This is a genomic window from Saltatorellus ferox (assembly GCA_007751475.1).
Lineage (GTDB): Bacteria > Planctomycetota > UBA1135 > UBA1135.
In genome coordinates this window covers 2,030,285-2,043,808 of sequence record CP036434.1, presented here as the reverse complement: position 1 = coordinate 2,043,808, position 13,524 = coordinate 2,030,285, and the positions used below count along the sequence as shown (strand labels likewise).

At 68.6% G+C, this 13,524-nt stretch carries 8 protein-coding genes; 2 read left to right on the top strand and 6 right to left on the bottom strand.

The features are described 5' to 3' along the window. Nucleotides 1-83: 83 nt before the first annotated feature. Nucleotides 84-1,988: a BatA domain-containing protein gene (locus Poly30_RS07385; protein ID WP_145195814.1), complete on the top strand. Its 1,905-nt coding sequence runs from the start codon at nucleotides 84-86 to the stop codon at nucleotides 1,986-1,988. Continuing rightward, nucleotides 1,985-4,774, top strand: a complete 2,790-nt coding sequence (locus Poly30_RS07380; protein ID WP_145195812.1) for a VWA domain-containing protein — start codon at nucleotides 1,985-1,987, stop codon at nucleotides 4,772-4,774. The genes Poly30_RS07385 and Poly30_RS07380 overlap by 4 nt, the downstream gene beginning before the upstream one ends. Nucleotides 4,775-4,799: 25 nt before the next feature. Here the strand turns inward: Poly30_RS07380 and Poly30_RS07375 are convergent, their stop codons facing one another. The 6 genes from Poly30_RS07375 to Poly30_RS07350 all read right to left on the bottom strand — a co-directional run bounded on the left by Poly30_RS07375 (nucleotide 4,800) and on the right by Poly30_RS07350 (nucleotide 13,513). Beyond that, entirely contained in the window at nucleotides 4,800-6,011 is a 1,212-nt protein-coding gene (locus tag Poly30_RS07375; protein ID WP_145195810.1) for a hypothetical protein, read from the bottom strand. 28 nt (nucleotides 6,012-6,039) lie between these two features. Next, nucleotides 6,040-8,196, bottom strand: coding sequence for an alpha-amylase family glycosyl hydrolase (locus tag Poly30_RS07370; RefSeq protein ID WP_145195808.1), 2,157 nt, complete (start codon nucleotides 8,194-8,196; stop codon nucleotides 6,040-6,042). Between the two features lie 61 nt (nucleotides 8,197-8,257). After that, on the bottom strand, nucleotides 8,258-9,109 hold the full coding sequence (locus Poly30_RS07365; RefSeq protein WP_145195806.1) for a DUF58 domain-containing protein: 852 nt from the start codon (nucleotides 9,107-9,109) through the stop codon (nucleotides 8,258-8,260). Further along, nucleotides 9,106-10,677, bottom strand: a complete 1,572-nt coding sequence (locus Poly30_RS07360) for an ABC transporter permease (protein ID WP_145195804.1) — start codon at nucleotides 10,675-10,677, stop codon at nucleotides 9,106-9,108. The genes Poly30_RS07365 and Poly30_RS07360 overlap by 4 nt, the downstream gene beginning before the upstream one ends. After that, a complete protein-coding gene (locus Poly30_RS07355; RefSeq protein ID WP_145195802.1) occupies nucleotides 10,674-11,609 on the bottom strand; it encodes an ABC transporter ATP-binding protein in 936 nt (311 codons plus the stop codon). Before Poly30_RS07355 ends, Poly30_RS07360 begins: the two co-directional genes overlap by 4 nt. Beyond that, nucleotides 11,606-13,513 carry a hypothetical protein gene (locus tag Poly30_RS07350; protein WP_145195800.1) on the bottom strand — a complete coding sequence of 636 codons (1,908 nt, stop codon included), beginning with the start codon at nucleotides 13,511-13,513 and terminating at the stop codon, nucleotides 11,606-11,608. The genes Poly30_RS07355 and Poly30_RS07350 overlap by 4 nt, the downstream gene beginning before the upstream one ends. Nucleotides 13,514-13,524 lie beyond the last annotated feature (11 nt).

The window sequence follows — 13,524 nt, the reverse complement described above, 5'->3', positions numbered from 1 at the left end:
ATTTGACGCCGTTTGGATTGCGTTGCCCCAACCCACGGAGTTTTCTCGGGCAGAACCCAGGCCACTTCGCGTAGAAAACCTGCATGTTCGCGAACCCGCTCGGACTCCTCGGTCTTGCCAGTCTGGCGGCGATCCTGGGTCTCCATCTCTACCGGCGCCGTCGAAGGCCGCTGGTCGTGAGCGCGGTGTTCCTGTGGGACGAGGTCACGAATGAAGCCCAGGGCGGACGCGCTCGCCAGCCGCTTCGGCGCAGCTTGTCGCTGCTGGCGGAACTCTTCGGCGCGCTCTTCCTGACGCTCGCGCTCGCGGGGCCGCGCTGGTTCGGGGCCGAAACCGCTCGGCACTACGTGGCCGTCATCGATTCCTCCGCGTCCCTGACCGCCCGGAGCGCCATCGATGGCACGACCGCCCGTGAGCGCGCCCGGGAAGCGGTCACGAGAAGCCTGCGAGAGATGCCCTCGGACAGCCGCGCGACCCTCGTGCTCACGGGTCCCGAACCGATCGTGCTGGCAGGCCCGTTCGCCTTCCGCGACGAGGCGCTCGCGGAGCTGGCGAAGCCCTGGCCGATCTTCGGCGACCACGACCCGACGGCTGGTCTGCTGCTCGGGGCCGAGCTGGCCGCGGGCGGGGCCATCGACCACGTGACCGATCACGTCTCCAAGGCGTCGGCGACAGCGAGCGCTACAGAGCGCATCCGCTGGATCGCGGTGGGTGAACCGGCGAGCAACGTCGGGATCACGGCCGCCCTTCGAGCGCGGACGACGGACGGCGACGACGAGATCCGAGTGGTCGTTCGAAACGCTTCCGACCGCGCCGCGACGCTGCGTTTGACCCTCGCGCCTGCGGACGAGCCGGGTACTGCGGTCGCCGAGGAGGCTCTGGTCCTCGAGCCCGACGAGACGCGCGGCTGGACCTACCGAGTGCGCTCGACGGCGCGGGTGATGGTCGCTCGCATCGATCCCGTGGGTGGCCCAGATGGTGCCTCCCTCGGCGCCGCCCTCGATGGCTTCCCGATCGACGACGTCGCCTACCTTGGCCCACCGCCACAGAAGACCCTGCGCCTGGCTTCACGGCTCGAGGCCGGCCCCTCCCAGGGCCTTGGGCTGGGCGCCGCAGGCTCTGCGGAGCGCTGGGCCGAGATCGTCATCGACGCCACGGCGGTGGGCTCCGACGAGAGCCCGCACCTGGTGATCTCTGCCGACGCGATCCCCACCGACCCCATGGCCGAGGCGCTCTCGAGCCCCTGGCAGCTCCTGGTGCAGGGCAGGGCGGCCGAACCGAGTCACCTCGTCGGCCCCTTCCTCCTGGACGCGAGCCACGGACTCCTCGACGGCGTGTCCTTCGACGGCGTCGTCTGGTCCATGGACGAGTCCGCCACCATCGACCCGGCGGCCAGCGTGCTCGCCTACGCGGGCGACACGCCGCTCATCACGGAGGCCTTGCTCCCGGGCTCCGCGCGCGTCTGGAAACTGCGCATCGACCCCGAGCGCTCCAACCTGGGCCGCTCCGCCGACTGGCCGATCTTGCTCGCGAACGCCGCCGAAGAGCGGCGCCTCGCCCTGCCGGGTCCGGATCGAACCTCCCTTGCGCTGGGCGAGCGCTTCCTCTGGCGCGGTGCCCCGAACGAGCCTTTGGAACTCGTGGCTCCGGGAGGCGCTCGGCGGATGATCGAATCGACCACTTCCACCGACCTGATCACGCCGCGACTCGATGAGCCCGGGCTCTGGGAACTCCGTCGTCCCCGGGCCGGTACCGGGGCCACCGCGGTGCTCCAGACGTTCGGCGTATCGCTCCTCGGCGCCGCCGAGTCGGACCTGCGCGACCGCTCCAGCGTCGACCCTGGTCCGCGCAACCGCGAGGACTTCGGTGACGCGCTCGCCCAGGGCGGGCGAACTCCCTGGCTCGAGTCCGTGCTGATCCTGCTGGCGGCCGCGATGCTCGGCCTCGACTGGTGGGCGCTGCGCGATCGAAGCGGAGGTGGCGCTTGAGCGCCCTGAGCTTCCAGCGGCCCGAGCTGCTCCTGCTATTCCTGCCCCTCGTGTGGCTCGCATGGAGGACGCGCCGGGAGCAGCACCCGATGACGACCGCGCTTCGGCTGCTCCTCGCGGCCGTGGTCGCTCTCGCCGCCGCCGGCCTGTACCTGCACGCGGGCACGGGCGGACGCCACGTCGTCTTCGTCGTCGACCGCTCGGCATCCATGCCCGCTGGGTCCGAGGAGCAAGCGATCGAGATGATCCAGCTCACGCTCGATTCGCGCCGCCCCGAGGACGAGGTCCACGTGATCACCTTTGGCGAAGAGGCGATCATCGATCGCGGCATCACGCGGGCGTCGCGGGGCTTCCAGAGCTTCGATGCGGCGGTCTCGCCGGACGGAAGCAACCTCAGCGCGGCGCTCGAATCCGCGCTCTCGCTGATTCCCCGAGGAGCGCGCGGCTCGATCGTTCTGCTATCGGATGGCGAGGCGGACGCGGAGCGTGAGGTCGATGGCGCGGTGCTCGCCGCCGCCGGTCGCGGCGTCCGCATCGACGTGCGCGACGTGGGCCGGATACGCGTCGGCGATACATCGATCGAGCGCGTCGAGCTGCCGTCCGAGGTCTTCACCGGCGAGCCGTTCCTGATCACCGCCTGGATCCAGTCCGCGACCAGAGAAGCGCGCACCGTGCGCCTCCTGCGCGGCGAGGATCTCCTGGAGTCGCGGACGGTGGAGCTGCCGCCAGGGCGCTCGCGAATCCGCTTCCGAACCGGGCTCACCGAGGCGGGGATCGGGACCTATCGGGTCGAGCTCGCCCCCGGAGCGGACACGGTCGACCGCGTCCCGGAGAACGACCGCGCACTGGCCGCCACGCGAGCACTCGGCGCCCGTCCCGTCCTCGTTCTGAATCACGACGGCGCCACCGACCCGCTGACGCTCGCGCTGCGCGGCGCTGGCATTCCCGCGGTTGCGATCAGCGTCGATGAGGCGCCGCGCCAGCTCGTCACCCTGGAGAACTTTCGGGCGGTCGTCCTCGAGAACGTCTCGGCTGCACGTCTGGGCCTGGACCGCACGGAACTTCTCCGGACCTGGACGCTCGACCATGGCGGCGGGCTCCTGATGACCGGCGGTGAAGCGTCCTTCGGATCCGGTGGCTACTTCCGCTCTCCGCTGGACGATCTCCTTCCGGTTTCGATGGAGCAGCGGCAGGAGCACCGCAAGCTCGCCGTCGCGCTGTCCATCACGCTCGACCGATCGGGATCGATGGCGGCACCGGCCGAAGGCGGCACCAAGATGGACCTTGCGAACCGCGGCACGGTCGAGGCCTTGAGACTGCTGTCCCCCAGCGACTCGGTCTCGATCATCGCGGTGGACTCGGCCGCCCACGTGATCCAGAGCCAGACCGAACTCACGGAACCCGATAAAGTCGAGGCCAAGGTCCTCGGGATCCTGTCCCGGGGCGGCGGCATCTTCACGGCGACCGCGCTGAAGGCATCGGCCCGCGAGCTCCAGAGCGCCTCGCAGGTCACGAAGCACGTCATTCTCTTCGCGGACGCATCCGACGCGGAGGAGCAGGCCGAGACGCCGCCGGTGATCGCACTGCTCCGCGACATGGGCGCCACGGTTTCGGTCATCGGCCTCGGTTCCGACACCGATCCCCACGCCGAGTTCCTGCGGGCTTGCGCCCGAAGCGGCGGTGGAGAGGCTTACTTCACGGCGTCGGCGTCGGAGCTCCCGCGCCTCTTCGCGATGGATACGCAGGCGATCGCTCGATCCACCTTCGTGACGGATCCGGTCGCCGTCGAGTCGCGCCGCGACCTGCTCGGGCTCGCGGACATGCCCGAGCTCCGGTTCCCGCAGCTCGGCGGCTACAACCTGACGTACCTCAGGGACGGCGCCTCGCCCGGCGCCGTCACGACCGACGAGTACAAGGCGCCCGTCGTCGCGTTCCACGCGCGGGGACTCGGGCGGGTCGCCGCTTTCACGGGGCAGATCGGCGGCGCGTACGGCTCGGCGCTTCCGAACTGGGAGGGCTTCTCGCCGTTCTTCGTGACGATGGTCCGCTGGCTCAGCGGCGTCGAGGCGCCGGTGGGCGTGTTCGCCTCGGTCGAACGCCAGGGGCGGCGCGCCGTCCTCTCGGTCGAATTCGATCCGGACGCGGCCAGGGGCGACCTCGGCGAAGCGCTCACCGCCAGCGTGACCGACAGCAGCGGGACGCATCGGGTGACGCTGGAGCGCGTCTCGCCCACGCGCTTCGAGGCGAGCCATCCGCTCCGCTCGGGTGAGGTGGCCGTGACCACGGTGGGACTGGAGTCTGGCTCCGGCGACATGGTGGCCCTGACGATGCCACCGACGATCCTGCCTTACTCCCCGGAATACGAGCGCTCCCCCGATCCGCGAGCGGGTGAGCGCCTCCTGCGCCGGGCTGCAGCGCGCTCCGGCGGCGTGATGAAGGTCGGAACGGCCGAGATCCTCCGCGGACCGCGGGGCGCCAGAGCGTGGAAGCTCCTGACGGCCGAGCTGATGCTGGCGGCCCTTGTGCTCTGGCTACTGGAGATCGCTGGACGACGACTCGACGTCTGGGGGCAGATCCCGTGGCCGAAACGATCGGTGAAGCGCGCGTCGACCCGCCGCTCGGAAACGGAACCTGCGATCCCCAGGACGGAGCCTGCACCAGCGGCCCCGACGACCCCGACGGCCCCGACGGCCCCATCGAGCGCAGCGCCGAAGCCAGCTGCTGGCCTGGCGAGCACCCTCGACGCCGCGAGGCGATCGAGCCGTGATCGACTGGACAGGGACTGAAGCGACCCCGAAGAAGAAGCGAGGCTCAGTTGGTGAAGGTCACCGAGACCCCGTCCGTGAAGTTCGAGACCGCCGAACCACCGACCGAGTCGCGGAACCAGCACTGGAAGTTCCACACGTCCCCCGGAAGCACCGAAACGAACCCGTTGGGCTGCGGCACCTGCGTCAGGTCGAGGAGGAGCGAGAACGCGCCAGCGGATCCGCTGTTCTGGATCTGCCCCGGCCCGACGTAACGGCCGATCGCACCCGAGAGACAAAGGTTCCCCTGGCTGCCACCTGGGTTGACGGCAAAACCCTGGGCGCGGCTCGTGATGAGGAATCCAAAGGCGAGCGGCGGAAGGCTCGTGGCGCCGATCGTCAGCCCGTTCTGGACGACCGAGGCGCTTCCGAACGCGCCGATCTCCGCGGAGTTCGTCGTCGAGTTCGGCACGGCTGGACCACAGTAGCTGGTGCCCAGACTGCCGGTGGGATCACCCTTCGCGATCACGAGATTGTCGAAGTAGTACCCCTCTCCATTGTTTCCGCCGGACGACAGCCGGATCTCGTCCCAGATCATGTCCTGGATCATCTCATCGAGATCTGCGGGACCCGTCGGATAGTCCGTCGCCGGGTCGATGTACATGCGAAGCCGCTCCATCCCGACGGTGAAGTCGATGCGCGTGACGATGCGCGCCGCCTGGGAGTCACTCGTTCCCGGGATCAGCACAGGGGGCGGGCCGGTCGGCCCTCCATCGTCGATGCCCCAGCCGTTCGATTGCCAGGGCGAACCGATGAACAGCACCTCTCCGACTCCCTGGAGGATCAGCGACACGCCACCGTAGTGGTCCGTGCTCCCGGTGTAGAGCTGCGCGCTGAACGAGATCCAGATCGTCGTGTTCTCCAGCCCGAAGACGCCACCGGCGTCGATGTCCGGGTGCGCGAAGACGTCGGGCTTGCGGTAGGCCTCACCGTAGGGAACGACCTGGCCCGCATAGACGCCCACGCCGTCGTCCAGCGGGAACGCGGGCGCGACCGACGAATCGAACAGCGAGATGTCCCCCGCGCCCTGAACGATGAACCACTCGTTGAGCCAGCCCTGGGCGCCGTTCTGGAGGTGAAGCTGGCCCGGGTAGGGGTACTCGAAGGTCTCGGAGCAGACGGGCAAGACCTGGGCCGATGCGCTCGGGGCAGCTCCCACGGCCAGGGACCCGAAGAGAAGAAGGGCGCCCAACGCGCCCGTGCAGGCAGATGACTTCATGAAACGATGGGCGGAAGAAGAAAGGGGATCACTGGGAGAGAACGAGAGCGGTGTAGGGCGCGATCGTCAGATCGATGCTGTACGCCATGCCGTCGTAGGGAATCGCCGAGGCGGTCACATCCGTCGAGGGATGGTTCGAGTACCCCGGGTCGTAGACGCTGGCATCGCTGTTGAAGCGCAGGCGCCAGAGACCGGGGCGCGGCACGCCGATCCGATAGCTCGGGAAGGTCGTGTTGGAGAAGTTCGCGAGAACGATGACGTCGTCCCCAGCGCCGCCCTGGTCCCAGCGATGGAAGGCGATGACCTTCGCACCGTCGTTGACGTGATGAACGCGGACGTTCTGGCCCTTGAGACCGGCCGTCGTGCCGCCGACGTTGCGCCGCAGGGCGATCAGATCCGCGTAGAGATCACGGATGCCCGCGAACTGCGCGAGCTTCGTCCAGTCCACTGGATCGGTATCGCGGAAGTACTCGTCCTCCAGGATCTCCTGGCCCTGGAACAGCATCGGCACGCCGGGCGACGTCATCACGAGCGCCGCCGCCAGCGTCGAGCGCTTCTTCGAGTACCAGCTCGCGGCGTTCCCTGGCCAGATCTCCTCCGGGACGCGCGAGCGGCCGTTGGCGACCTCGTCATGGGACTCCGAGTAGATGACCCGCTCGAAGGCGTCTGTGTTGTAGCGCGCCGTGATCGCGTCGCGCACGGACCACATGTCACGCCCTGCGTCGGAGGGGTTCACGACGGCCGCGCGGATCGGATGGACGAACTGAGCATCCCACTGGCCGTCGAACCCCGCGCCGCCGATGCCCGTGTCACGCGTGATGTAGTCGTTGTTCCGCAGGTCCTCGGCAACGATGTACTTCCAGGGCTGGCTGACGTCGATCTCGTTGTTGACCCACTGCATCAGCGACCAGCCAGACGGCAGGTCGCCGGTCGGCCCCGTGCGAATGTAGGCCGTCGCGTCGAAGCGCAAGCCGTCCATCCGGTAGTCCTCGAGCCACATCAGCGCGTTGTCGCGGATCAGCGCGCGAACCTCGGCGCGATCGTAGTTCGGGCGCGTGTTGCCCCAGGGTGTCTGGGCCCGCGTGTCGTCGTAGAAGTAGATGCCGCCCGAGTAGCCGGGCCAGGACCCGTCGAACTGCCAGTGCGGGATGTCGTTCGGCCCGAGGTGGTTGTAGAGCACGTCGAGGGTGACGGCCATGCCTCGCGCGTGCGCCTCGCGAACGAAGGTCTTCAGCGCGCTCACGCTTCCGTAGGCGGTTTCGGGCGCAAATGGATGCGCGGGGTTGTAGCCCCAGGAGTAGTCCCCCGGGAACTCGTTCACCGGCATGAGCGCGATCATGTTGATGCCGAGCGCCTGGAGATGATCGAGACGCTGCACCGCGGAGCTGAACGTCCCGGGGGCTCCACCCGCGGCGTCGTTGAACGTGCCGACGTGCATCTCGTACATCACGAGGTCGTTCCAGGCGGGCATCTGGAACGTACCCGTCCCCCAGTCGAACGCCCCGTGATCGACGACGATCGAATCGCTCGCGCTGTTCACGACGGAGAGCGAGCGCGGATCAGCGCGCCACTGCGTCGTCGTGCCTGCACCGATCACGTACTGATAGCGCGCCCCCGCGGCGACGTTTCGGATGTCGAGGGACCAGTGACCCGCGCCCTCACTGGCGAGCGGCGCCGTCGTCGACGACCAGCCGTTGAACGTTCCCGCGACGTGGACGGAGTTCGCGTTCGGCGCCCACACCCGGAACGTGGTGCCCCCACTATAGGGGGTCGCGCCGACGCCGGGGCGCGCGGAGGGCAGCGGGCTCTTCTGGATGTCGAGCCCGAACACCGTGTTGCCGGGGCGGTAGATGCTGACGTACCAGGTGCCGGACTGCAGCGGCTGAGCCGAGGCCTCCGTCAGCACGACGGACTCGTTCGATGTCCCCGGGGTCGCGGAGCGAGCGTCCCACTCGGTCAGCGTCGCCGGCGCCCCGCGACGCAGGAACAGGTTCGCCCCCGTGCCGACCTGCTCCGTCAAGGTCACCCGCAGTTCGGCGTCCCAGTTCTGCACCACCACGACGCGATGCTCGAACGCGGGCGGCGCGATCCCCTGGGCGCTGCGATCGGGCCGCGGGGCCAGCGGGCGAGTCGCACCGATCTGAGGTAAGAGCGAGGCGGCGAAGAGAGCAGCGCTGAAGATCATCGATTCGGGATGTCAGGGGTGGACGGTCGTGGCCTGTCTAGCTTGCATCAGCGGCGTGATTTCAGCAATCGAGGAGGCCGCCGCGGGCGAGTGACTCCAGCGCGCCGGAAAGCTCGAGGTCGGATCGAGCCGGAAGGAACAGGCCCCCGTGACGCCGTACGGCCTCCGCGAGGCCGCTCTGGAGCCGCGCCAGGCGCTCGGCGTAGCGCCTGAGCGTCGAGCGATCCACGACCACCTCGCGGATCCCCCCGTGCTCCGAGTCCACGAGGCGCAGGGCTCCGTGGGCCTCGGGTTCGGCGTCGTCCTTCGACAGGACCTGAAGCAAGACGACGCGACCGGCGTCACGCGCGAAGGGTTGGACGAGGCGGCCCGGGTCCGCTGGCACCAGGAAGTCCGAGACGACGACGCGCACCGAACTGGGACGCGCATCCCCACCCGCCTCGGCCACGAGGTCGTGCAGGGGACGTTTCGAGGCAAAGCGGAGCCCTTCCCCCAGGAGCTCCTCGACCGAGATCCGCTCGACGCGATCACCGAGGCCCACGAGCCGAACGGCGTAGCCGCCGGCCCGGGCTGCCCGGGCCAGCACGGCCACCAGATCGACGGCGCGCTGGGCCTTCGATTCGGTCGTCGCCATCGACGAAGAGGTATCGACGAAAAGATCGAGCCGCGGCGCGACCTCCTCCCGGTGCACGCGCACGAGGACCTCGTCGCTCCTCGCCAGCGCACGCCAGTCGATGTGGCGTACATCGTCACCCGGTGAATACGGTCGCCTGTCGTGGAACTCCATCGACGACCCGCTGCCTCGGCCGAGCAGGTCGCCCGTCACGCCGCCGCGGGGCGCGTGATGGAGACTGAGGGTCCAGCGCGCTCCCTCGCGGAGCGCGGCTTCCGAAGGCGACACGAATTCGCTCACCGGTCGGAACGTTCGACGGGCACTGCCTGGCGCGCGGTCGCGGTCTCCCGGACGGCGCGCAGGATCTTGGGAAGCGCCAAGACGATGCCGAAGAGCGCCAGCGGCAAGAGGATGAAGAAGACGCCGTCCCGATGGTCTTCGAAGGCGCTCACGCTACCGGCCATCGTCCGCACCGGATTGCCGACATGGCGAGTGCTCCTCAGTTCGTAGCTCCCCACGACGAGCCCGAAGATGGCCGGCACCAGCACATAGAGAAACGGGCTGAAGAAGGCGATCGTTCGCATGAACTTACGGCCCCCACTCGTGTTGCGCGTGAACATGGCGAGGATCCCGATTGGCACGAGCGTGTAAAGGACCGCGTACACCGCCGACAGCAGCAGCACCGCCCCTCCCTCGCTGTTGAGGCTGGAACTCGCTGGGGTCCGCGCATACGACGGCGGTTCGGCGAAGAGCGCGATCGCGAAGCCGCCGGCCACGAGGACGGCGAGGTGGAGCAGCAGATACGCAGCGCCACGTCCTCCCCCTGGGTACCACGGCAGCGTGAGGAACGCGAGCCACGGCCTCCTTGGCACCGTGGGCCCAACCCGCCGCCCGAGCCGTTCCGGCTCGCTGCATAGAAATACGGAGACCGCGGTCAGCGCGAAGATGCCGACGACGGAGAAACCGAAGACCCCTTCCCGCGGCAGCCCGACCGTCGCCAGCCCGACGTTCAGGGCGACGAGGGCCAGCAAGGCGAATATGGCGACCGAGCCCAGGATTCGGACGTTGCTGGATCGATTCTCCTCCTCGTGGGCGAGCAGGTTGCAGGTGATCACGAAGGCCAGCACCCCTAGCAGGGTGAAGACCACGAGGATCTGGGGCAGCGCAATCCAGAACTCGGTGTCCGCCATCTGATCGGGACGATTGATGAACTCCTGGGCCAGCGCGGCGGCCCCTGAGACCAGGGACGCGAGCCCGCCACCCAGCATCACCATGAGCAGCACTCGAAGCAGGCGATTCCGGGTCACCGCCGACAGCATGATGGAGAACGTCGAGAGCCAGACGCTGGCATAGGCGGTCAGCGCCAGCACCACCCCCAGGACGAGCATGTCCACGCCCCGCAGGAGAAACGCCGTGGCCAGGAACGGCAGGAAGACCGCGAGGAGCAGCGCCGACTGCACGACGGCAGCCAGCAGCTTGCCCATCACGATCTGCCTCGGCTTCAGGTTCGAAAGCACCAGCATCTCGTAGGTGTGATCGTCCCACTCGGAGCCCATGGAGCTGAACGCCTGGAACGGCACGACCAGCATCATCGCGCCGCAGACGAAGACGTAGACCACCGTGAAGAAGCTGCGCCCGGGCTGGGTGTTCGAGTCGCTCAGATCCAGCGCCATGATGACGCAGGAGAGCAGCGTGATCAGAACGGTCGCCACGAGGGCCACCGTGAAGACCCGACCGCGCTGGGCCTGCCGCACCTCCTTCACCAGCACGGGATTGAGCCAGTCCCCGAGGCGCTCGAAGATCCCGTGCGGGCGCTCCCCGTGGGCGTCGGAGCCTGGCAAGGACTCGATGGAAGCAGAGTTCGTCATTGCAGCGTCCCCTTGGTCACGGAGAGGAACACGTCCTCGAGGTTCGTCACGCGGGCGGCGAAGTCGACCGGCTGAACGCCCCGACGCACGAGTTCCGCCAGGAGACTCGCGCGATCGGCGTCGCTGCCCGCGAAGGCGAAGACGATCGCCTCGCCCTGGAGGCGTGCGCCGAGCACGTGGGGCATCTCGGCGATGGCACGAAGGCCTGCCGCCGGGTCACTCAGGACGCGGCAGGTCACCTCCGCCTGGGCCCGGGTCGCCCGCATCATCTCATCCACGCGCCCCTTGGCCTGGAGCCGACCGGCTTCGATCACCGCCACCGAATCGCAGACTTCGGCGAGTTCGGTGAGGATGTGCGAGGAGAGCAGCACCGCCTTGCCGGTATCGCCCAGCGCGCTGACGAGTTCCCGAAGCTCCACGCGCGCGCGCGGGTCCAGGCCGGCCGCTGGCTCGTCGAGGATCAGCAGCTTCGGATCGTTGAGCAGGGTCTTCGCGAGACAGAGCCGCTGTTTCATGCCCTTGGAGAGCGCGTCGATGTGCTTGCCGGCCAGGGGATGGAGCGAGGTGAAGTCCATCACGCTCGCGAGGGTCTGCGAGCGCACTCGACCCCGAAGTCCATGGGCCCGCGCGAAGAAGTCGAGGTACTCCGTGACCGTGGTGGCGCCGTACGCCCCGTAGGAATCGGGCATGAAGCCCAGGCGCGAACGGACCTCGCGGGCCGCCGCCAGCACCGAAACGCCATCGACGAAGACGTCTCCGCTATCGGGCAGCTCCAGCGTCGAGATGATCCGCATCGTCGTCGTCTTGCCGGCGCCGTTCGGGCCGATGAAGCCGCAGATCTCGCCGGGCTCCAGGGAGAACGACACGCTGTCGACCGCCTTCGTCGGGCCGAACTGCTTGGTGATCCCTCGGATCTCCAGTGCGCTGGTCATGGGCGCCACCTTTCCGGGTCCGGATCCATCAGCCCCACGATGCCATGGACGCCGTGCAGCTCCGTCATCTCGACCGAGCATTCGTCGACGCCCGGCCCCATCTTCGCGGCGACCGCGAGGTAGCCGCAGCGGGGCAGCAGAGCCGCCTCGAAGATGGGGTCGTCGCGGGCGTCCTGGAATCGCTTCTCGATCGTCGCCTTCGACTCCCGCGAAAGGGTCGCCGTGGCGCCGAGGGGCACGCCGGTCGCCGTCCCATAGATCGCACCGTCCGGAGCCCGCACCTGGAGTCCTTCGAGGTCCACTCCGAGCGCATTGGTCACCGTCATGGTGTTCCCGTCGGGCGGCGTCCATTCCAGCCGCGCCCGCGTCGTGTCGGCCGAGATCGAGACGTGCTGCGTCCGCTCCCGCACCGGCAGGAAATCACCGGAGAGGACCAGCTGGTTCCCGTCCATCTCCACGACCCGCGTGCGACCTTCCTCGCCGCGGTCGGGCACGAACAGCGTCGTGCTCGGCAGCGGCTGCAGGGTCTGCCCTCCCCTGCCGAGAACGAGTTCGCGGCGCAGCATCGCGGTCGCCTGGTCCTGCATCTGATCCACGATGGTCAGCGAGTGAGCAAAGCCCTCCGTCCCGAAACCCTGGCGCAGGAGCCCGAAGGCAACGATGAGAGCGGTCGTGAAAGCCGAAAGGGCGGGAACCATGAAGAGCAGGAGGCCCGGCCGCTTCTTCTTTCTGGAGTAGATCACGCTGCCCGGACCGACCAGCAGCGCGAAGATCGTGAGGATGCCGAGCACGGGCCGGATCGGAAGGGTCTCGTCGGGAAACGGCACGGCCCACGTCCGGAAGCGCGCCCGGTCCGCGAGGTCTAGGATCGAGGCGTAGTACCGCGACTCGGGATTCTCCGAGTAGGGCAGCGTGCCGGCCTCGGGCAGGGCCCGATCGAGGATCTTGAGCGCCCCTGTGAACGGGCGGTGCTCCGGCGAGGGTCCGTCCGACTCCTGAAGGAACGGGAGTGCGCCGTCCTTCACCTCGAGCCTCGCGAGCAAGCCGAATCCCGCCCGGAACACGGAGACCTCCGCCGCAAGGTCCGCCGCGATCGCACGGGCCATGTCATCGGGCTCCAGCGCGAGCTTCGGAGACATCATGCCCGCGAGCCCCTCGATCGCCCCGAGGCGTCGATCCAGGTCATTCCCGACGAGCACCAGCTGGCCGCCCTGGCGCGTCCATTCCAGAAGCCTCGTCCAGCGCGGATCCCGACGGAACTCACCGTCCACGTCCACGAACACCGTGTCCACGGACGACCAGCCCGCGGTGAGGGTGGGCATCTCCTCCAGGGCCAGCGAGAAGAGCGCCGCCGCCTGATCGCTGGAACCCGAACGACGACTTCCGCCCGTGGGATCCTGGAACACGCCGCGGATCTCCATGCCGTCATCCAGCGGCAGGACGGAACGGAGCGTTGCCAGACGGACATCGGAGAGCTTGCTTCTTCCGAGGAAGCCGATCACGCGACCCGTGAACTGCGCGGAGTCCTCCGCGATGGGCAGGACCAGGGTGTGGCGATCCCCGCCGCTCAGCAGAGTCAAGTAGAAGCTGGTGCGACCGTCGGAGCGACCGATCGGGAGAAGGCGCTCCAGCGTGCGCGTGGTCCCGGGCTCCAGTGCCAGGGCGAAGGACTGCTCACTCCGCGCCATCCTGTTGCTCCAGGAGGTCTTGATGGAGACGTCCAGCGACTCGCGCGCGAAACCGTCGTTCGACACCCGGAATCGCACGGGAGCGAACCCGCGGCGCACCTCGGTGGGGACGAACGACTCCGCCGTCACCCGTAGATCTCCCACGTGGTACGTCGTTCCCAGCTGCGGGCGGAGAGCGAAGGCGCTCGCCACGGACGCCAGGAGCAGCGTGCTCACGAGCCACGTGA